This is a genomic window from Desulfovibrio cuneatus DSM 11391 (assembly GCF_000430005.1).
In the GTDB taxonomy this organism is placed as follows: Bacteria; Desulfobacterota; Desulfovibrionia; order Desulfovibrionales; family Desulfovibrionaceae; genus Frigididesulfovibrio; species Frigididesulfovibrio cuneatus.
In genome coordinates this window covers 163,900-185,728 of sequence record NZ_KE387018.1, presented here as the reverse complement: position 1 = coordinate 185,728, position 21,829 = coordinate 163,900, and the positions used below count along the sequence as shown (strand labels likewise).

The 21,829-nt window shown below is 50.4% G+C and carries 14 protein-coding genes and 1 tRNA gene; 12 read left to right on the top strand and 3 right to left on the bottom strand.

Features of this window, described 5'->3' with window-relative positions; all coding sequences use genetic code 11:
- Positions 1 to 226: 226 nt before the first annotated feature.
- From G497_RS0115000 to G497_RS0114965, 7 genes are all read left to right on the top strand, one after another.
- Entirely contained in the window at positions 227 to 418 is a 192-nt protein-coding gene (locus tag G497_RS0115000) for a hypothetical protein (RefSeq protein ID WP_027188754.1), read from the top strand.
- Positions 418 to 1,152, top strand: coding sequence for a ubiquinone/menaquinone biosynthesis methyltransferase (locus G497_RS0114995; protein WP_027188753.1), 735 nt, complete (start codon positions 418 to 420; stop codon positions 1,150 to 1,152). Before G497_RS0115000 ends, G497_RS0114995 begins: the two co-directional genes overlap by 1 nt.
- A 182-nt stretch (positions 1,153 to 1,334) precedes the next feature.
- Positions 1,335 to 2,648: a nucleotide sugar dehydrogenase gene (locus tag G497_RS0114990; RefSeq protein WP_051258194.1), complete on the top strand. Its 1,314-nt coding sequence runs from the start codon at positions 1,335 to 1,337 to the stop codon at positions 2,646 to 2,648.
- A 249-nt stretch (positions 2,649 to 2,897) separates the two neighbouring features.
- Positions 2,898 to 3,863 carry a polyprenyl synthetase family protein gene (locus G497_RS0114980; protein ID WP_027188750.1) on the top strand — a complete coding sequence of 322 codons (966 nt, stop codon included), beginning with the start codon at positions 2,898 to 2,900 and terminating at the stop codon, positions 3,861 to 3,863.
- 153 nt (positions 3,864 to 4,016) lie between these two features.
- Positions 4,017 to 6,500: an HDOD domain-containing protein gene (locus G497_RS0114975; protein WP_027188749.1), complete on the top strand. Its 2,484-nt coding sequence runs from the start codon at positions 4,017 to 4,019 to the stop codon at positions 6,498 to 6,500.
- 185 nt (positions 6,501 to 6,685) lie between these two features.
- Positions 6,686 to 9,718, top strand: a complete 3,033-nt coding sequence (locus tag G497_RS0114970) for an AIR synthase-related protein (protein WP_027188748.1) — start codon at positions 6,686 to 6,688, stop codon at positions 9,716 to 9,718.
- A 209-nt stretch (positions 9,719 to 9,927) separates the two neighbouring features.
- Positions 9,928 to 11,025 carry a mechanosensitive ion channel family protein gene (locus G497_RS0114965; RefSeq protein ID WP_027188747.1) on the top strand — a complete coding sequence of 366 codons (1,098 nt, stop codon included), beginning with the start codon at positions 9,928 to 9,930 and terminating at the stop codon, positions 11,023 to 11,025.
- A 73-nt stretch (positions 11,026 to 11,098) separates the two neighbouring features.
- On the opposite strand, the gene chrA is transcribed toward G497_RS0114965, so the two are convergent.
- Positions 11,099 to 12,430, bottom strand: coding sequence for a chromate efflux transporter (gene chrA / locus G497_RS0114960; protein ID WP_027188746.1), 1,332 nt, complete (start codon positions 12,428 to 12,430; stop codon positions 11,099 to 11,101).
- 253 nt (positions 12,431 to 12,683) lie between these two features.
- On the opposite strand from chrA, the gene G497_RS0114955 reads away from it, so the two are divergent.
- The 5 genes from G497_RS0114955 to G497_RS0114935 all read left to right on the top strand — a co-directional run bounded on the left by G497_RS0114955 (position 12,684) and on the right by G497_RS0114935 (position 18,445).
- Positions 12,684 to 12,760: transfer RNA gene (locus G497_RS0114955), tRNA-Glu, on the top strand.
- A 1,233-nt stretch (positions 12,761 to 13,993) separates the two neighbouring features.
- The gene (locus tag G497_RS20275) at positions 13,994 to 14,167 is read left to right on the top strand and encodes a hypothetical protein (RefSeq protein ID WP_156908141.1); all 174 of its coding nucleotides are present in this window, start codon (positions 13,994 to 13,996) and stop codon (positions 14,165 to 14,167) included.
- Positions 14,168 to 14,312: 145 nt separating this feature from the next.
- The gene (locus G497_RS0114945; protein ID WP_027188745.1) at positions 14,313 to 14,558 is read left to right on the top strand and encodes a hypothetical protein; all 246 of its coding nucleotides are present in this window, start codon (positions 14,313 to 14,315) and stop codon (positions 14,556 to 14,558) included.
- Positions 14,559 to 14,728: 170 nt separating this feature from the next.
- Entirely contained in the window at positions 14,729 to 16,228 is a 1,500-nt protein-coding gene (locus G497_RS0114940; protein ID WP_027188744.1) for a magnetosome protein MamC family protein, read from the top strand.
- Positions 16,229 to 16,237: 9 nt separating this feature from the next.
- Positions 16,238 to 18,445 carry a hypothetical protein gene (locus G497_RS0114935; RefSeq protein WP_027188743.1) on the top strand — a complete coding sequence of 736 codons (2,208 nt, stop codon included), beginning with the start codon at positions 16,238 to 16,240 and terminating at the stop codon, positions 18,443 to 18,445.
- Between the two features lie 307 nt (positions 18,446 to 18,752).
- Here the strand turns inward: G497_RS0114935 and G497_RS20515 are convergent, their stop codons facing one another.
- Together G497_RS20515 and G497_RS18580 are read right to left on the bottom strand one after the other, a co-directional pair.
- Entirely contained in the window at positions 18,753 to 20,717 is a 1,965-nt protein-coding gene (locus tag G497_RS20515; RefSeq protein WP_211228772.1) for a YeeR family protein, read from the bottom strand.
- Between the two features lie 43 nt (positions 20,718 to 20,760).
- Positions 20,761 to 21,699, bottom strand: coding sequence for a helix-turn-helix transcriptional regulator (locus G497_RS18580; protein WP_051258193.1), 939 nt, complete (start codon positions 21,697 to 21,699; stop codon positions 20,761 to 20,763).
- Between the last annotated feature and the right edge of the window lie 130 nt (positions 21,700 to 21,829).

The following is a 21,829-nucleotide window of genomic DNA, read 5'->3' as shown; positions in this document are numbered from 1 at the left end:
GCAGAGCAAAACATGGCCTAAGTCACAAAAAACACTCATTTTACGGGAAAAGTAATTTCCCTTATTCGTGTTTTTTGGAGCGTCTTCCCTGTGGGAAGCCGCTTTAAGACTATTTTGCAATAGTCTTATTATAACACTGTTATACCTGGAAAAGTTTACGCACTTTATAGCAGTTTGATGTCCTTTTTCAAAGGTAAACTGCTCTAGGTGTTTACATGGAACACGTATGGAAAAGACCACAAAAGAAGCCTTGCAAGTTGCCAAAGAGATAGTTGTGAAATTTATTGAAACGGGTCGTATTTCACCCGCAAATTTTGCTGAAGTATTTCCTGCTGTGTACCTTGTTGTGCTGCAAACCATCACGCAGCCATGTGTCATGCCTGAAGGCACTTCTTCCGTAAAGGAAGCAGGCAAGTAATGCACGCACCTTCCCACCAGGCCCATGGCCGCTTTGTTGCCAAAATGTTTGCTGATATTGTTCCCATGTACGATGGGTTGAACACAGTATTCAGTTTGGGAATAGATTCGCTGTGGCGCAAACGCTTGGCCCGTGCTGTTGCGGCTCGCCCCGGTGATTGTGTGCTGGATGTGGCTGCGGGCACGTTAAAAGTAAGTGCAGTGCTCCGGGTCATGTACCCGGAAACAAAGGTGCTGGCCATGGACTTTTGCCGGCCCATGCTGGAAAAAGGCCTTGCTGGCGGCGGCCTTGGGCCACAACATATCTTTTTGCCTGCCGTGGCAGACGCCCTGGCCCTGCCCCTGGCAGACAATAGCGTGCATGCCATTACCGTGGCTTTTGGGCTGCGCAACATGCGCCCCAGGCAAGAAGCGCTTCACGAAATGTTTCGTGTGCTCAAGCCAGGGGGCAAGCTGTGTGTGCTGGAACTTGGCAGTACGCAAGAACGAATTATGCTGGGTATATACAATATGTACCTGGAAAGAATTATGCCTGCTGTGGCAAAGGCCTTTTTTCGACGCAAAGGCGCTTATCGGTATCTTGCCGAAAGTATAGCTGCGTTTCCCCCGGCCCATGCCGTGAAAGAGGAAATGGAAGCCGCTGGCTTTTGCCAGGTTACTTTCAGTCGCATGACGGCTGGCATTGTGTGCCTGCATGAAGGAATGAAACATGCCCCATGTTGCCCCGGTTGTTAGCCGGGCTGCGTGGGGTTGTTTTGTTTGCTCCCTGTGGACACTGTGTGTCTGGGAGGGAAAATATTTTGCCTGTTGTGCCTTTCTTCCGTAATGTACTGCGCTGAAGTGCTTTGGGCAGATCATTGTTGAGAGAATATTCATCAGGAACATAACGATAGACGGATACGAGCGAAGGAAACAATATGATTGCATTTGATGCCTTGACGCGGCGGGAAAAGCCCATTGCTGTTGTGGGGCTTGGCTATGTGGGGTTGCCCCTGGCTGTAGCATTGGCCCGGCATTTTTCCGTTATCGGGTTTGATATTTCCCATGAACGTGTTGCCCAACTCCGGGGCGGGGTGGACAAAACCGGGGAAGTGACTACGGAAAATCTGGTTGCAGCCCAAATTACCTATTCTGCCAACCCGGAAGACCTGGGCGAGGCGGCCATTATTATTGTGGCTGTGCCTACCCCGGTTACAAAGCATAGGCAGCCGGACCTGACCCCGGTATTTTCCGCTTCCCGTCTGGTGGGCAAGCACATGGGCAAGGGCTGTGTGGTTGTGTATGAATCTACCGTGTACCCAGGGGTGACGGAAGAGGAATGCGCCCCTGTGCTGGAATGTGAATCCGGCATGCGCATGGGGGAAGACTTTTTCATTGGTTACTCCCCAGAGCGCATAAACCCCGGTGACAAAGTGCATACCGTGGATAAAATTGTGAAGGTTGTGGCAGGCTGTACGCCTGAAACCGCGGCCTTGCTGGAATCGGTTTACGGTGCCATTATTCCTGCGGGCATTCACCGTGCCGCGTCCATTAAGGTGGCAGAAGCGGCCAAGGTTATTGAAAACACCCAGCGCGACCTGAACATTGCCTTGATGAACGAACTGGCCCTGATCTTTGACCGCATGGGCATTGATACCCTGGACGTGCTTGCGGCCGCAGGCACCAAATGGAACTTTTTGCCTTTTCGCCCCGGCCTTGTTGGGGGGCACTGCATTGGGGTTGACCCCTACTACCTCACGCACAAGGCGGAATCACTTGGCTACCATCCCCAGGTTATTCTTGCGGGCCGCCGCATTAACGACGGCATGGGCAAGTTTGTGGCAGAAAAAACAGTAAAGCTGCTTATTGCCAACGGCTACCGCATTCAGGCGGCCAGGGTGGGCATTTTTGGCCTGACCTTTAAGGAAAATGTACCAGACCTGCGCAATACGCGGGTGGTGGACATTTGCCATGAACTGGCGGAATACGGGGTGAAAGTGCTGGTGCACGACCCCCTGGCAGACCCGGCAGACGCCCGCCACGAATACGGCATAGACCTTGTGCCCCTGGGCGATATGCGCAACCTGGACGCCATGATTATGGCCGTTGGGCATGAATGCTTTGTGCATATGGACCTGGATGCTTTGAAAAACCGCTTTACCCGGCCGGAAGCCGCTGTGCTGCTGGACGTGAAAGGCCTGTGGAATACAGAACAGGCCAGTAAGGCTGGTTTTGCCTATTGGCGGCTGTAAGGGAACGGTGTTTTTGCAGGCAATTTTTATGTTCCGCATGGGAACAGGGGTTTGGCAGGGTACAGTGAAGAATACTAGGGAAACACTGATGAAATGGTATTTGGAAAACGCGCAGTTATTTCGTTTGGCAAGGCACAAGCTTTTTTTTGAAGCAGGAGTGGACTCTTTCGTCCTCGACTGTTTCAAAAAAAGCGAAGTAACGCAGCCAAACGGAATAAATCAGCGTTTTCCTAGCTATGAGGTGCAGCCATGCGCGAACTGAAGGATTGTGTTGCCGCGGAACAACCACGCATTCACGCTGTTCTGGAAACACTAACAGGGGAACTGCCAGCCCTGGTGCGCCCCATGGCCCACCACATTTTGTTTGCCGGGGGCAAGCGGCTGCGTCCTGTGCTGTGTGTGGTGTTTGGTCGGCTTTGCGGGCTTGACCATGAAGATCTGTTGCGTCTTGGGGCCTCCGTGGAAATGCTGCATGCTGCCACCTTGCTGCATGATGATATTTTGGATAATGCCGATACCCGCCGGGGCACACCTGCCGCCCACACCGTGTTTGGCGCACCCCAGGCTGTGTTGGCGGGGGATGCTCTTCTCGCCAAAGCCCTGTTGACTGTTTCTGCCCTTGGCGATGCTCGCCTTACCGGCTGCATTTCTGAAGCAGTCATGTATACCGCTGCCGGGGAAGTGGCAGAAATTGCCAATGTACGCAACTTCGGCATTGGCCAGGAAGCGTACCTGGAAATTATTACAGGCAAAACTGCCTGGATGCTGCGGGCTGCCTGTGAACTTGGTGCCCTGCGGGCTGGTGCCCATGCTGCCGCTGTGGCGGCTGCCGTGGAATTTGGCCTTAGCCTTGGCATTGCCTTTCAAATTGTGGATGATGTGCTGGATTTTGCCCCTTCCCAGCAAACGGGTAAACCAAGGGGAGGCGACATTCGCGAAGGTAAGGTCACCCCACCATTATTGTATTACCTGAACTCCCTTTCCCCCGCGGAGCGCGATACCGTACACACCGCCTTGCAACAGGAGGCGCTGCCAGAATCGTATGTAAATCATCTGTGCGATGCCATTGAACAGGGTGGACACTGCGATGCCGCCTTGGCGTTAAGTGATGCTTACCTGGAAAAAGCCCTGGCCAGCCTTCATGTTTTCCCTGCTGGCAGGGAAAAAGAGATCTTACAGCAAATGACGCACTATGTGCGTGCACGTGGGCATTAAGGCGTGAACACTCCCCGGAGCGCATTCTTTTTATTGGCTCTTTGGTCCTGTACCGCAACTCCATACCATGGTGAGCAAGGCCTTTGGCGTATGCCCCGGTAAAACGTGCCATGCCCTGGGGCTTCATGGGGCACCAGCAAAGCGAGAACAGGTATGCCTTTTCAGTCTGAAACCAGCCTTGATGAAGCCTTCCGGCAAAGCTTGCACCTGGCCTTTCCCCCGGTGCTGGTTCGGCTGTTACAGGCCCTGGTCAACCCCTCCCCCTCCTTTCCCATTATTGCAAACTTTTTGCGCATGGACCCCATGCTTACCAGCCGTGTGCTGCATATTGTAAACGCGCCAAACTATGGGTTTGAAAGTAAAATAGCAGACATTGAGCGAGCCGCCATTGCCATTGGTTCTAACGAACTATTTCGCCTTGTTATTTCCCTTTCCATGCAGCAGCGTTTGCAGCCAAAAACTTCCCGTGCCCGTAAAATGCTTTTTGGCGACTGGCGCATGGCTATGTGGTCTGCCCTGGCAGCTGAAGGCCTGGCCGAAAAATGGTGCCCGGACCAGAAAAACCTTGCTTACCTCGCGGGTATTCTCAAAGACCTGCCCCTGTTTTTGGCTCTTTGCCGTGAAACACTGCCTGATTTTTTGCTTAAGGAAGTTCCCCTGGGGACACTGCCAAGCCAGGCACAGTTTACCCAGGAAGAACAGTTCTGGGGCGTTTCCCACCCGGACCTTTCCGGCAGTATTCTGCTTTTTTGGGGACTCCCCCCGGAACTGGCCGTAGCCGTGCATGAGCACCATGAACTTGCCAGTGCAGATACAAAAATTCCCTTGAGCCAAGCCGTTATTTATGCCACACGCTGGGCAGAATTGCTGCTTTCCCCCCAGGCGGAAGCCGCAGAACTTATTGCCTTTGAACTACGCCTTGCCAGGGTTGTGGAAGGCGGCAAGGAGCAGGTAGCCCGCATTAAGGAAGAGTGCGCGGTGCGCTTCGACAGGCTTATGGAGCAACTGGGCATTGTGCCGGAAGCGTTCAGCCACGACTTTCATCATAATTCGCTGGTAACGTTGGAGCATTATTATTTTCTTGCCCTGGAAACACTGGGCGGGCGAGGGGAATTTTCTCTGGCCTATTTCGGTAAAATGTTGCAGCAGCAACTCAGTGCATTCTGGCATGTGGCTTCCTGGGATTTTTTTATGCAGATTTCCCCCAATACAGAAGGGTATCTCCTGAAATGTGAAGCAGGCCGCCTTGCCCCAGTACAACGTATAAGCCGGGAAGAAGTGCTGAAAACGGCTAGGCCGGAACGCATTCCGCTGATGTTCAGGGGGGGGGACATTGGTTTTCTTGCCCTTGCCAAACAGTCTGCAAAATTGTTGCGGGAAACGCCTCTTTCTCTGTTTATGCATGTGTTGGGTATTGGCCTTGGGGAGCGCCTTCTGGAGCAGGCAGGTAAGGAAAGCGCCAATAATACCCTGGCAGAAATGCTGCCAACCCTTACCCTGGATGCCAGCGGTATTGTACAGGCCGCCAACAAGGCTATGCTGGGCATACTGCGCATTCCCTTTATTCCTGAACACACAGAAGCTGTGGGGCTTTTGCGCACCAGACTTGGGGTGCAACTGTCAGGCTGGGCCAAGGCAGAACCGCAAGGCACTTTTGCGCCGCAAGCATGGCTGGAGGCCGTTGCCGTGCCCTCCAAAGAGGCAACCAGCCCAGGCCGCACAATACCCATGTGCATAACCCATGTGCGCATTCCAGCCGGGGGGGTGGTGCAGTGTGTGCCTGTTCCTGGTGTGGCCCCTGCTTTTGGGGTGCACGTGGCCAACCCGCAGTTGTTAGATGCGTTTGCTGGTGCTGGCATGATGGAAAGTTATCTTTTGGACGATACGGGGTTGGTGCTTTGGGCCAGCGCCGGCAATAGCGTTGCCCAGGGGAAATGCATGTTTGCCTTTTCCCGGGCGGCCTCCGGCAATACGCTAGAATGGAATGCCACGTGGCTCAAAAGCCAGCAAGGAGTAACCCGCGTAGTGCTGCATTTTTTGGAAAACGGCAAGCTGGTGGAAAAAAAGTGTCTGCTTTCCCCCCTGATAACTGGGCATCATCGCAATTATTTGCTGACAGTTTCCCAATGCGAAGGGGCAGAAGCTGAAAATACAGCCCCCATGCAGGCTGATGCCGTTACCGGGCTTTTGGGCTATAGCCAATGCTGCATTGGCATTGGCCAGGCATTGGAAAAAATGCAAACCCAGGGGAGCCAGCCAGGGCTTTTGGTGTGCGACGTTGTGGGCATGGCATCCTTGAATGAAAAGCATGGCTACCAGGCAGGGGACGCTGTGCTGCGGCGCATTGGTGCCTGCCTGCTTACCATTTGTCCCCCGGACCAGGGGCAGCCCTTCCGCCTGGGGGGCGACGATTTTGCTCTGCTTTTGCACAACACCAGTGAAGAGAACATGCACACCATGGCTTCCCTGCTGCATGAAGAACTCGCCGCCCGGAGTATGGGTATTCTCCGGGTGAATGTGGGGCTTTTAGCGTTGCAACCTGGGGTACACGTGCGGGACCAGATAATTCGGGCTAAAAGTGCTTGCGCCCGTGCGGCGGGTGAGCCTAGCCGCACGTTCATGGCAAGCACGGCATAAGTAAGAAATGGCGGCTGCCCACCAGCTTTTACCTGCCATTTCCCGTTATGAACAGAAGGGACCATTGACGAATTAGCGTTTCCACAGCCTGTCTTGGCTCTTCCATAAGGGGCAACAGCACTTGCCAGCGGGGAGTTAAGCCTGTAAGCACACTGGCAAACAGCAACAGACGATGAGGAGTAACCATGCTTTTTAACATAACCGTATGCCCAAAGCCGCACCTTGATGACTGTGTTGGGCGAAATATTACCCACAAAATTCAGGAAGCCCTTGGTATTCATGTGCATGAAACGCATGTTGCCCAGGTATTTACCGTGGAAGGGCTGGATACAGCCGGGGTAGAACGGGCCGTGGCCGAAGGCGTGCTGCACGACCCGGTGCTGCACGATGCGTTTTTAACACCGCCTCCTTCTCAGGCAGATTATGTGCTGGAAGTGGGTTTTCGCCCTGGCGTTACAGACAACGTGGCCCGCACCGCACGGGAAACACTGGGGCTGGTGCTGGGGGGCAAAGAATCCATTCAGGTGTACACTGCCCTGCAATACCATTTTACCACCAGTGCAGGCCGGGCCGCTGTGGAACATATTGCTGCGGACTTGTTGGCCAACGCCCTTATTCAGCGGTACAGCATAAAAAGCAAGGCCGAATGGCAGGCAGAACCGGGGTTTGCCCCGGTGGCAGCGCGTGTTACCGGGGCCGCCAGCAACGAAGTGGCGGTTATTCCCCTTGCATCCATGAGTGACAGCGCCATGGAAGACTTCAGCAAGGCAAACACCCTGGCCCTTTCCCTGGAAGAAATGCACGCTGTGCGGGCTCATTACGCCCAGCCGGAAGTGCAGGCAACACGGCGGAGCATGGGCCTGCCGGAAGACCCCACGGATGCAGAAATTGAAGTGCTGGCCCAAACGTGGTCTGAGCACTGCAAACATAAAATTTTCTCTGCCGCCATTCAATATGAAAACAAGGAAACAGGACGGCGCGAAGCCATAAACAGCCTGTATAAAACCTGCATTCAACGGCCCACAGCCATGATGCGCAAGCAAATGGGTGAAAAGGACTACTGCCGCTCTGTGTTTAAAGACAACGCCGGGGTGGTGGCCTTTACCGATTCACACGACGTGTGCATTAAGGTGGAAACCCACAACAGCCCTTCCGCCCTGGACCCATACGGCGGTGCCCTTACCGGCATTGTGGGGGTAAACCGCGACCCCATGGGCACAGGCATGGGGGCTGAGCTTGTGTGTAATATGGATGTGTTCTGCTTTGCTTCGCCTTTTTATGAAGGCGAGCTGCCCCCGCGCCTGTTGCACCCCCGCCGGGTTATGGAAGGTGTGCGCGAAGGGGTGGAGCATGGCGGTAACAAGTCTGGCGTGCCCACGGTGAACGGTTCCGTTGTGTTCCATGAGCGCTTTTTGGGCAAGCCCCTGGTGTATTGTGGTACTGTGGGTATGCTGCCCCGCATGCTGCATGGCAAGCCAGGGCATGAAAAAAAGGCCAACCCCGGCGACGCCATTGTTATGGTGGGGGGGCGCATTGGCAAAGACGGCATTCACGGGGCTACTTTTTCTTCCGAGGAACTGCACGAAGGTTCCCCGGTAACAGCCGTGCAAATTGGCGACCCCATTACCCAGCGCAAAATGTATGACTGCGTCATTCGGGCCCGCAACCTGGGCTTGTATTCTGCCATTACGGATAACGGGGCAGGGGGGCTTTCTTCTTCTGTGGGGGAAATGGCCGAAGATACTGGCGGGTGTGAACTGGACCTTGCCAAAGCACCGCTGAAGTATGACGGTATGAAGCCTTGGGAGATTCTGCTTTCCGAAGCGCAGGAACGTATGACCCTGGCGGTGCCCCAGGAAAACTTGGCAGCCTTTTTGGCCCTTGCCAAAGAAATGGATGTGGAAGCCACGTCCCTTGGGCATTATACGGATTCAGGCTTTTTCCACGTAACCTATGCCGGTAAAAATGTGGCCCTGTTGCCCATGGAATTTTTGCACGACGGTGTGCCCCAGATGCAACTGGAAGCAGAGTGGGTGCGCCCCGCTGCGTTCCCGCAAGGCAATGATGTGTTGCTCAAGAACAACGTCCCGTGCCAGTTTGAAGACGCTGTGGGGCAGCACACTGGCGGGCATGGCGGGTTCCTGCTGGACATGATGGGCACGCTGAATATTTGCAGCAAGGAATACCTTATTCGCCAGTATGACCATGAAGTAAAGGGCGGCAGCGTGGTAAAGCCCCTGGTGGGTGTTATGCGCGACGGCCCGGCAGACGCCGCTGTGGTGCGCCCACTGCTGGACAGTGAGGCAGGCCTTGTGCTTTCCCATGGCATATGCCCCAAGTTCAGCGACGCAGACACCTACTGGATGATGGCCAATGCCATTGACGAGGCCGTGCGTAACGCTGTGGCGGTGGGGGCAGACCCAACCACCCTGGCGGGGGTAGACAACTTTTGCTGGTGCGACCCGGTGCAGTCGGAAAAAACGCCGGACGGTAAATACAAACTGGCCCAACTGGTGCGGGCCAACAAGGCGCTGGAACAATACTGCCTTGGGTTTGGGGTGCCGTGCGTTTCCGGTAAAGACTCCATGAAAAACGACTTCATGGGCGGCGGGGAGAAAATCTCCATTCCGCCCACCGTGCTGTTTTCTGTGCTGGGCAATATCCACAACGTGAACAAGGCCGTTACTTCCGACTTTAAAACAGAAGGCGAAGCCATTTTCCTGCTGGGCCGTACCGCCAATGAGCTGGCTGGCAGTGAAGCGGCAGAAGCCCTAGGCCTAGCTGGCGGGGCAGTGCCGCAAGTGGATTTGCTGGCTGCCAAAACACGCTATGCCCTGGTACACCAGGCCATGCAGCAGGGGCTTATTAGCGCATGCCACGACCTTTCCGATGGTGGCCTTGCCGTGGCCCTGGCTGAAATGGCCCTGGGGGGCAGGCTGGGCGCGCGGGTAAATTTGGCCCGCGTTCTTGCGGAAAAAGGCCTTGGCGTTGCTGCCCTGCTTTATAGCGAATCTGCCAGCCGCCTGCTGGTAACGGTGCGGCGTGAACACCTGGCTGCCTTCCAGCAGCTTATGGGCACCCACATGGGCTTTGATGCCGCCCTTATTGGCAACGTGGCCAACACAGGTACCCTTGTGGTGGCCCATGGTGATAATGAAGTTCTGCGCCTTGACGTGGAAGAACTGGCGGAAGCCTTTAAGGCCACTTTGCGCTGGTAGGGCAGTAACGCCCCTAAGGCATTGCACCCACGATAAATGACCTTTGGGACTGATATCCTCAAAGGTCATTTGTTTTAGGGAAACGCGGATGCATTCTGTTTGACTGCATTGGTTCACCCTTGAGAATGCCTTGAAATTGTGCAATTTTAGCGGTTCAAGCGCAATATGAATATGCTTTGGTGCGCCAGGGCAGGAAGAGAGGAATAGAAATGACCACAGTGACAGATATGCAGAATGCTGTGCACGATTTTTTTGTGCAGGAACTACTTCGTAATAGCTTGGGTGCCTATGTAACCGCGTTGCTCATTGCTGCGGGAGGCCTGACCGTTGTGTATCTTGCCCAGCGTATTGTACTTGTTCGCTTGCAGCGCTGGTCCAAAGCGCCTTCGGCCCTTCCTGGTATTAACCGGAAAATTTTGGTGAACGTTACCCGTTCCCTGCTGGGTATATTACCCTTGGCTCCTGTGTTTTGGGGGTTGCGTTCCCTGTCGTTCGGGGCGGGGCTTTCACGCTTTATTGACGTAAGCTTTATGGTGTTGTTTACCTTGGCGGTGGTGCGCCTGTTGGCAAACCTTATGTGCTTTTTGCTGGATGCCGTGCTGCGGGGCAGCCGCACCGGGCATGCCGCGCAGGTGGGCATTGGTGCACTTTTGCCCATTGTGCGCACCGTGGTGTGGGCCTTGGGCGTTACCTTTTTGCTAGATAACCTGGGGTTCCAAATTTCCACCATTGTGGCTGGTCTTGGCATCATGGGTGTGGCTGTTGGCCTGGCCGGGCAAGCCATTTTAGCAGATTTTTTCAACTATATAGTGATATTGCTGGATAAACCCTTTGAGCTTGGCGACAGCATTACCGTGGACGGCGTAACAGGCACGGTGGAGCGCATTGGCATAAAAACAACACGTATTCGCGCTGCCACCGGGGAAATGCTGGTGTACCCCAATAGCGATATGACCAAAAAGCAGGTGGGCAACCAGCAAAAAGCCATCACCCGCATTCGTGTGTTCCGCTTGAGCGTTCCTTATGAAACACCGTATGCCACAGTGCAGGCGGTGCCTGGTATTATTCAGGAGTTGGCTGGCAACATTGCAGGTATGCAATTGAACAGAATACACATGGTGGGCTTTGGCCCGACAGGCTTTGATTTTGAAGGGAGCATCACGGAAAACTCCGGAGACTCCAACGTGTGCCTTACGGCCCAGCAAATGCTTTTTTTTGGCATTATGCAGGCATTCAGCAGCCGGAACATAGCCTTTGCGTACCCTGTTACCCGCGTGGTGCAAGGGGAAGCAGGCAGACCAAAATGACGAATGCCATGGGCGTACAGGAAGAGCGGTTATTCGTTACCGGAAAGAACCATGCCGGGAAGTGATGCTTTGGCTACAGCACCAGTGTTTTCCCTAGCCAGCCCACTAAAGCGCAGGCCACCAGCACACGGCCCATGCCCAGCTTGAATTTGGTCATGGCAATAAAGGCCGCCACACTCAGCAGCAAGGCAAATAGGTCCAGGGTTGCCACATTTGGCAAGGGAAGTGTTATACCCACAGGGCCGTGCCATTGGGTAACGCTGGCAAACAATGCATGCAAGCCAAACCATACGGAAAGATTCAGAACAACGCCCACCACTGCAGCGGTAATGCCTGCAAGGGCCGCAGAGAGGTTTTTGTTGTTCCGCATGCGTTCCACATACGGGGCGCCCAGAAAAATCCAGAGAAAGCACGGGGTAAATGTAACCCACACCACCAGAATTGCGGCAAGGGTGCCAGCCAATACAGGGGAAAGGGTGCCGGGTGCGCTGTAGGCCCCCATAAAACCCACATACTGCAATACAAGAATAAGTGGGCCAGGGGTACTTTCTGCCAGGGCCAGCCCGCTTATCATATCTGTTGTGGTGAGCCAGCCATACGTGGCAACCGCTTCCTGGGTGACATAGGCAAGCACGGCATAGGCCCCGCCAAACGTGACCATCGCCATTTTGCTGAAAAATATACCCATGCGGGTATAGATGTCGTCCCACCCGCGCAGCAGGCCCAAGGCCAGCACCGGCCCCAGCCACAACGGAATCCAGGTGGCAAGAACGCGCAGGCTGTAGCCAGAAGCGTAGTGGTTTTTGCGCTGTGAAACAAGGTCGGTTTCCACTGGAGCAGTTGCGGTGCCCTGTTGTGGGTAAAGGCGGGCATGGCCCCAGCCGAGCAACGCCGCACCAAAAATTACGTAGGGGAACGGTACGTTGAAGGCAAACAGGCACAGAAATGCCACTGCCGCAAGCCCTACAGAAAAGGCGTTTTTAAGCGACTTTCCCCCAATGCGAACCACTGCCCCGAGTACAATGGCCAGAACCGCAGGCTTCAAACCGTAAAACAGGGCATCCACCGCAGGAATTTGGCGGTATGCGGCATACAGAAAACTCAGGGCGAGTACAACAAAAAATCCAGGAAGAATAAACAGGGTGCCAGCCATAATACCGCCAAGGGTGCGGTGCAATAACCAGCCTACATAGGTGGCTAACTGCTGGGCTTCCGGCCCTGGTAAAAAATGACAATAATTCAAGGCATGGAGAAAATGGTCGTTGCTTATCCAGCGCTTTTCTTCCACAAGGGTTTTATGCATCAAGGCAATTTGCCCGGCAGGCCCCCCAAAGCTTAACAGGCCAATGCGTAACCAAACCCAAAATGCCTCGCGAACTGTTGGGAAACTATTACTCTCTTCCATAGTATTTCCTTTCGGTAGAACACGTTGTCTCTGCGCATAGTGTAAATACAAAGAACTTGCCTGAAAAGAGTAGCAGAAGGAAGAAAAACATACAATGACACTTATAAGATGAGGCGTTTTTCGCTAATGGACGGCACCAAATGAACTTATCCAGGCAGGAATTACCATGTGAAAAAATGTTTTTTCGCCTCAGGTATTGACCTTCTCGGCCGTGTCATGTAAATACCCTTTTCGCAGCAACGCGCTGCCATGCGTCCCCATCGTCTAGCTGGCCCAGGACAACGCCCTTTCACGGCGTCGACAGGGGTTCAAATCCCCTTGGGGACGCCAATAGTAAATTCAGGCACTTACGTGTAAAAACGTAGGTGCCTTTTTTCGTGCTGTGCTAACCTATTGCTAACCACTTGCGTAAATGATGTGTGAATGAATTTTGTGGGGCCAGGACGGGTAGATGGTGGGAAGAAGGCTTTGGTTAGCACAGGGTTAGCACAGAATCAGCCTGGATATTTGAATCAATCTGTTTGCAGTGTGCATTGTTTCAATCATGGGCTACCTCGTTAGCCGCTCTCGCGACATAACTCATTAAAACCCAGTGCCAAAGGAAAGGGGAAGGGAAAGGCCAAGTATACCACAACAGCATAGACAGATGACCAATGGAAATCTAATAGGTTTGCTATTTAATGCACTTTTCGGGGAGTATTATTTCCGCTAAATTAACGATAGCTTTTTGCAATAGTTTGAAATACCTAATATACCCTTAAAAAATGCATGTCATTATGCCAAAAAAATGCTGTCTGTTAACTCATTTCAACTAATTGAGAAATAATTTCAAATTATTCTGTATGAGTTTTACCTAAGAGTGACCTACTTTTACCCGGTTTTACCTAAGAATAACTGATTTTTACCCACTTTTACCTGTAAGTGTATGGTTTTTATCGAAACTTGATAATAACTGTGGTTTATGTGGGCAAAAGTAAAGAGTGGCCGGAGCGCACCAGTCTACTGGAAAACTGCGTTTTCCATTGACAGTGCTACCCTTTCCTCCCTGCGGTCGTCATCCGTCATTCTTCGCTTCGCTCATCAGACGGAATCGGGTTCCGGCAAAGGGCGTTGCCCTTAGACCCTCCAAATATTATTGGTTCGTCCGGTTTTTTAATTTCATCACAGTGTACAAACTTTCCATAATTTGGAATATGAATATTGTATGTTCTTTCCATGCCCCAGGCTTGAGCTGTTACGGATGTTTTGAATCAGGAGGTGCATATGGCTTCTGGGTATCATGTGGCATTTCGTTGTAATGACTGCAACCATCTATTCTTTGTCATGCGAAACAAAGCAGGCCCTTCCCCTATACCCCTACCATAAAAGCGGGCCTTGGGAGTAGCATCTTGAGTCTGTTCCACCGCATCATAGCTCCCCGTTGCCCGCAGTGTGGCAGCAAAAATACCCGCTATTGCCCTGAAGTGCACACATAGCTCAGCCGTGCAGCTAGCAGGCTGCCGGTGCTGTTGTGCGATCATTCTATCCCATTCTCATGCTGTAACGTTTGCAAGGGGACCTATTATGGATGGTTCAAAAGTACTGTTGGTAATTGTTCTTTTTCTGGCAGTGGCAAACCCCATTGTATGGCGCTTGCTTGGTCCCTTGCTGGTGGTGGGGGCAGGGCTGGTGCTCTGGTGGCTCATCTTCCGGGGTATTAAGGCTGTGCTGTTTGATAGTAAGCGCAGGGATGAGTAGGGCGAATAAATTTTCGATTGTCGATACATTTTTACGCATCTCTCCAGAATCTGGAAACTGAGCTGTGTAGTATGGCACCACAAGGTTAAGGAACGCGGGCAGCTGTGCCTGCAAATTGCACTCACATCAAGCAGGAGGATTTGTTATGGGATTCTTTGATAGCCTGGCAAAAATTGCCGTGGGAGCCGGAAAGGCAGCGGGCAAGAAGGTTGGCGAGTACAATGCGGAAAATGCCCGCCTTCGTGAAAAGTATGAGTCGTATGGTGACTCTTCATTGCTCAGCGCCCTGCGAAGCACCAGCTCTATGCAGGAACGAACCGCCATTTTCAGTGTGTTGCGCGGGCGTGGCTATTCTGATGAGGATATGAAAGAAAGAATGCGTAACGGGTAGTGCATGGCTGCACATCTGTTTTTTACAGCAGGGTGCATACAAGGCCTATCGTGTGTAGGAAATGGGGGGCAGTGCATAGCTGTTTCCCCCTTCCTTTTTTCTGGAAAGGTTGGTATGCTTGATACCGTATTTCTTGTTTATTGTCCTAGTTAACTATAGGTGGGGTGTGTATGAAGAAAACTGATGAGGCGCTTGAAAAACAGTATGAACGGGTTTTTGCCCAGGCCACTGGTGGGAACCCGGTGTTTCCGTTGTTTGCCAAAGAGCAGATGGCTAAAATGGTTGAAGAAATATTGACAACCAACAATGCTGCTGGCCCCGTGCTTTCTACAAATCAGTCGTATTTTATTAAGGGTGGCAACATGGCCGAAGAATTCCATGCCCACTCCTTTAACCTTGATGCCATTCTGAAAGACAGTGACACCCGTGCATTTACTGACAGACGGGCGGATTGGTATGAACACGAATGGAATGGGCAGCTGCTAGGCAAGAATGCCAACCCAGACGTGATTGTTTCCACAAACGGCAAGGTAACGCAAAGCGCCCAGCTAAAGTACAATAAAGATGCGGCTTCGACTGCGGGGCAAATGTCGCAAGTAAAAGATAATACAGTCAAGTATGAGAATAATGACACCTTCATTGGCCCCTCTGAGCAGGTAGGGGGAATCAAGCAGCAATCGTTAAATAACATTCAAAAGAATACCGAGCGTAATGGCAACCCTGTGCAGAGAGAAGCCTATCAGCAAACTCACGATAAAATTTCAGGCACGCTCAAGGATGGGGATGTATCTTCCCGGCCCCTGACAAAGCAAGAAGCCAATGAGCTTGGCAAAGGGAACACCAAGCAACTTGAAAAGGTGCAGAACGAGTTTCAAACCCGCTCCACGTTCCAGCAAATGGGAAAAGCCGCCACCGGGGCGGCAGCCATGTCTGCTGTAGTGTGTGGTGCCGTAAACATAACCAGATATATGCGGCAAGTAAATTGTGGCGAAATTTCAAGCGACGAGGCTGTGTGCAAAATTGTTACGGAAACCGTTTGTTCCGCAGCTGACAGTGCAGTGAAAGCCGGGGCAAACGTTGGCGTGCAAAGCCTTATGGTGCGCTATGGTGCTGAAAAAGTGGTGATAAATGCCCTTGCCAAGCAAGGCATGGGGGCCATGATGCGCACGGGTGCCATTACCGCAGGGGTTGTGTGTGCCGTAGATGCCGTGAAAGACCTGGTAGCCCTGGGTTCTGGTAAGCTTACAGCCGATGAGTTTTATGAGCGGCAAGGAAAAAACGTACTGAATACATCGGCAGGTGTTATGGGTGGTGGCCTTGGCTTTACCGCTGCCAGCAGCCTTGCTGCTAGCTGGGGGGTAACAGGCCTTGCGGGAAACGCCCTGATGCTGACGGGTGGCTTGGCTGGTGGCCTTATTGCGGGCCTCGCCATGACACTGGCCATTGAAAACGGCATAGAGAAACCATACCGAGAACTGGTTCAAAACACACGCAACTTGCAAGATTCTGCTAAGGTGTTGGAACAGGTTTCCCAAGCCATGTTCATGGGGCAGGTGTGCTTTACCAAATTTGTGGAACAGAATTGGCAGCTTGAAAAGCAATTTCAGGCGCAAATGGCTCAGGTAGACCGTGCTGGTACAGACGCATTAACCGCCATAATGAAAATTTAAGGAAGTTCTATGTCCTCTCTTGCTCTTTCTTCTGCTGAAGAAGCCGCTATTGATAAAAATCTTGAAGGTATGCTGTCCTGGGCACAAACTCGGAAGCATGAAGCGGAACAGCTTGCCATGGATGCCTCCCGTTTGCTTTCATGCACCACAGATAGGGTAGATAGGCTTTCGCGGCAGGGGTTCTTTACCCGGTGCTGGTCACGCTTTAATGGAGATGCGGCTTCGGCTGAAAGGGCAAACACTGGGGACCTTATTCAAATGCAAAAGGTTTCCTTGCGTTATTTGAACATGCTGCAAGAGCAGCAGTTGCTTATGGCCCATTCCATGCTCAGCCTGAAAAACAACCTGCTTTCCCTTGCGGTGAAGGAAGAAGAAACGCGCCAGCTTATAGCCTTGCTTGCGGGTAGAACCCTTGAGCGCTTTGAAAAGCTGGAAAATAGGGTAGACAAGCTTGAAGTTTCAAGTAACTTACAAACATGGCTGTATACCCTTGAAGACAGGGACTATGACGAAAAATTCCCTACGGAATTTATGCGCATGTTTCGGGTCATTAACGATTTCTATGGTATTAAGAATGATGATTGGAACTACAATGACATTCTGTTTATGCGTAAAGCCCTGCGTACCGTAGGAATTGACCCCAAGAAAAAGATTTCTTTGGATTGCTTCATAGACAGCCTTGTGGATGAAATTCAGCAAGACTGCGTGGGTTTCCCTGCCTACGCAGAAGCTATTTGCCAGTTTACACCGCAAGGTGTGGCAAATTATAGCCGCTATGCCATCGATAATATTTCTTCCCCAGTGTTTACCACCCTGCACGGGCTGAAAATTCAGTTTGTAGACAGGTTGGATATTGTGGAAGAACTGCAAGACGAGATGAACATTTCCGCAGGAGAAGCCCTAAAGCGCTTGTTGCGCCGCAGTATTACTGGCTTGAATGTGAACCTGAATTATGAGTTCCCCCTAGCAGAAACCGCCATTGAGGTGCTGGGGTGTATGCGCCTTGCGGAACGGTTGCAAGGCGAACCTTCTACCTCAAACGAGCAGGTGGCTCCACAGTCAGATAATGAACGGGTTGAAGAAATTAACACAGCACAACACGGGCAGGAAGAGCTTGGCACTGCCCAAACGCCTGATGTGCCCGTGCTGGACCTTGCCAACTTGCGGGTAAGCCCGTGGAAGGTGCATAATTATACAAGTAAAAGTGGCCTTTTTTATTTATATGGACTACGTTTTTTTAATGATAAATGGCATATGCTGTCAGATGATAGCCTCTTGGTCTCAAATGATCTTGATAAATGGACGGAAGAACAGGATGTTGACTTAGGGCATGGCTATCGGTTGGTAGAGGAAAGTAGAAAATTGTTTGCAGTGCCGAATGGCATATTGCGTGCTGAGCCTATTATTGATTTGGCCACTGGGGGAGCGCTTCCCTTGCGTAATGAATTTTCCGGAGAAAAAATACGGTATGATACCATCCTTAATGATGGTAACCGATGGGTTGTTTCAGGCAAGTTGGATATTTCATATTCATATACAAAATCGGGTTTTTTTTCTGATTCAAAGGAAACAAGTAGTTATTATTCCGCCGTGCTATTTACAGGTAACAGTTTGGATACGTTAACTCCGTACTGTTTTACTCAAGATTTTCCAATGTTTAATGTGGGGGAACAAGCAACATGTCAGGGGAATATTCTAGTGCTGTTAGATGAAGAGAGTGGGGAGCAAAGATTGCTTGCCCTTTCTTCAGACGGGCAAATATGGAAAAAATATCCATTGATAAGTATTGTGAATGGAGAAGAATATGACTTGTCTTGCTATGATAAAATGATTGTTTTTAAGGACAGGCTTCTTTTTTCCGATGGAAATAGCTTTTTGTTTCCCTATCCTAAAAGAGGTTTGTTTGAATTCTCTTTTGAAACAGGGGTATTTACAAAAATAGAAACCAATCTAGATATCGAGCAAGATGGTGACTACTTTACAGCCTTTCCCGAGTATGGGCTGCTTTGTTATACTGGTGTGAATAATGCCCTCTTCCTCTCCACTGATGCACAATCTTGGCAGCGAATAGAAGCACCTTTTAAGGCTGGAAAAGCCAACTCTGATGGTTCTTTTCTTGCACTGGAAGGGAACAAATTAGTGAGATTTATTGCAAATAAGGATAACCTTTTTGGACATAAGACAGGGGTAGATATTTACGAGATTCAGTTGGGGTAACGTGGTTAATATCGGCTTGCCAATGTCCGTTAAGAGATCCCCCGCACAGCATAGAAAGTGCCACCGGGGCATTTAGCTCGCTGGGCAGGGGAAATTAGCATTCCTTGTTCAGCTGCAAAGCACTAGCTCCATGCAGGAAAAAATTGCCATTTTCTGCGTACTGCGTGCGAGGCTATTCCGATGAGGAAATGAAAGAAAAAATCCGTAACGGGTAGTTTGAGCTCGATTGAAATGAAATGCCTTGTGTAGCAGAAAAACTGCTACACAAGGCATTTCATTTTTATTTATACACTTTATAAATTATGCATTAGCAAAATTGTGGTGTTGCCTCTTCACTATACTCAGCCTGTTCATTTATCCATAATGAAAGGCCGTACAGTAATGCTTGGTCATTTGGTGTGGTAATAACTCTTCTTCTTGATAGTTCTCGTTGTACATGTGGTATGATTAATTGCTTTGCCAAGGCCTCTCTGTTAGTACTTGCAAATATTTTTTTTAAGTCCTCATTTGTAAGAGCTTCCCCAAGATGGTCAACAGTGTGTTCAACTTCCCGTTGCGTAAGAAGATGTTCATTAGCAAGGTCTAGGAAGCTTTGTTCAATAATTAAAATAATTTCCTTTGAATCGTCCTCAATTATTAAGTTCATGGCCGCACTACTTGCACTCCCGGCAGCGGTTCCTCCACAAAATGCTCCTATTACTCCACCAACTGTTGCGCCTACGGCGTTTCCTATTACTGGAACGACTGTTCCTAGTGCGGCCCCAGCAGCTGCCCCTCCAATCCATCCTGCAGTTCCTCCTGCTACAGAAGAACAAGTTGAAGCTACATTTTTAACTAGTTGTGGGCCAGAGATTCTTCCCCTAAAAATATCTATGACATCACCGGTAGATAGAATTACTGCAGATACTGTAGCTGTTATTACATTCCCCCTCAACATTTTTGAGGCACTCTTCATTGCAGCAGCACCATAAATGCTAGTTCCACTTCTAAATGCATTTGCTAAAATAGCAGCTCCCTTTGGCCCAATGAATTTAATAACAGCATCTGTACTGCCCACGAGCAAACTATTCATACCTGCTTTAGTTAGTTGTCCTGCGAAAATCGCCGTAGCAAACGTCGTTCCACCAACTTTTAGTCCATTCATTGCTGAGTTTTTTAATGCAGTATCTAGTTTTTCACCATTCCAAAGGGAAGTGGCAAAAGAAATGGTTGCTGTTATGCCAAAAGCACATGAGGCTATAATTGCGCCATTAACAGCATCGTAACAGATGGATTCAATGGTGCCAGCTTTGGCAATATTTCGAACTTGCTCATAAGTAAAATGCCCTTTTCTGACAATAAGTATAGCATCATCTGGGTCGGTGACTCCGGGTATTTGCCCTTTTTGGATTCTATTTTTCATAGCTGCAAGAGCTGCATCATACTTGTCAGAAGGAACTTCTATTTGCATGGGAGTTCCATCCGGATTAATATATCTAAATTTACCATCTGTAAAACAATCAGATATGCATTTGCTTCCAGTTTTGCAGTATTTAGACTGGATTTTGACGTTGTTTACTTGTCTGTCGGGACCATTTTTTATATTATCATCACCTACAATTATTGATTCATCAAAGAGAACCTTGTCTAAAAGGCAGTTGGCGCGTTCAGCGGCGAAGCCGTGTCCACGTGAACTGTGGAACTTTGTCTCCCCATAAATTGTGGCTCCAGAACTTACGTTTCCATAAATATCACCAGCTATAATTTCGCCAACCGACTTTGAGTTGCAGTTTTCTAATGTTAAATCAGAAATACGCTTCTTATCTTGCTCATCGTAGGCGTAGTTTTGTGAGGCAAATTCTAAGAAAAGATGAATTGCATGAGCATTCCACAGCTTGCTGTTTATGGTATAACTTTTATCCCTATAGTCGTTAACTATAAGTTCGTTTGAGGATTTAAATAACGTCATTTTTGTGATGTCATCATATCGAATTCGGAAGTTTTTTGTTTTATTCTTGGGGCTGGATACATAAATTGCTTTTGAGGTGAAGAAAATACCTTCTGCAACCACATCCCAGTCGCAAAGAATGCAAATGAGGGTGCATAAATCTTCTCTTATAATTTTTTTTTCCTTTAATTTACTGATAAATTTAGGACGTTGCTCTTCAATGCTCTTGCATTCTGAACAGTAAAATTCAACCATAGGACTAGACCATAAGCTAGAGCTTTTTCGGAACCATTCGATTGTATTTAGTTGATATATAAAGTCTGCAAGTAATAAATGATTGTTCATGTTTATTTTCCTTAGTGTGCTTATATTTTAAATATGTTAACTGTCACGCCTTTTCTATTATCTCATCCCCAAAACTCCGAACCCAGGCCATCAGTTCTGGTTCGCTTCGGGTGGTGATTTCCAGCAGCAGGTCGCCGTTTTCCAGTTCTTCCAGGCGTTGGTTGTCGGCCCAGGTGCGTTCACGCACGTAATCTGCTGCTTTGCCCGCCTTAAAGGTTATGGCAAAAGTGCGTGGTTCATGCCACGGCAGGCCGAACTCCTGTGGGTCTGCTTCCGGCAGGTTCAGGCGGTGGCGGCGTTCCAGCAGCACAACATCGTGTATGCGATGAATGGCTAGGTTGGTCAGGTGGCGTTGTTCAGAAAAATTTTCGGTCAGTCCGGCACCCAGCACATACAGCGCGCCGCTCATGCTCACAATTCGGGCCGGGGCGAAGCGGTGTTCCTTGCATTCCGTTTTGCCGGAGGCGCGGTACTGCACAAGGCAGGCCAGCTTGCCTTCAATGGCCTTGTTCAGCGCTTCAATGTGTTGCAAATGCGGGGTGTAGTCTATGCGACCCTTGCTAAAAAAAGAAAGCTGCGGTTGTTGCAGCTTGTCACGCAAGGCATAGTCTTGGTCCGCCATAAGCACGGAAAGGTTTAAAATTGTATCATCTACTCGCTTGGCCACTGGCTCTGGCAGGGTGCTTGTGGCCAGGTCGCGGCAAATGGAAAGGTAGCGAAGTTCCTCAAAATCTAGGCCAAGGCAATTGCGGCTTATGGTACGAATTTGGTACCACCTGCGCCGTTTTTCCAGGCCAGACTCAAGGTTTATGCCCACAACGGCTTCAATATCAGCCATCATGCGCATAATGCTTTGGGGGGAACACTGAAATTCTTCTGCTAGGTCAGTTTGAAAATGACGTTTGCCCTCCAGCATGAGCTTACGAAATAAACGAAGAACCTTTATACTGCGGGAACTGTCTGGGTCATGCTTCGGTGGCATATGTGTTCCTTTGTAGAAAATATGCTTATAGAATAGGCTACTGCGCATTCTATGGCAAGTGAAAAATCAATTTTGCGGAGCCACACAACGGGTAATTGTTGCATGGCTCCGCCCTACCACAGTACTCTTT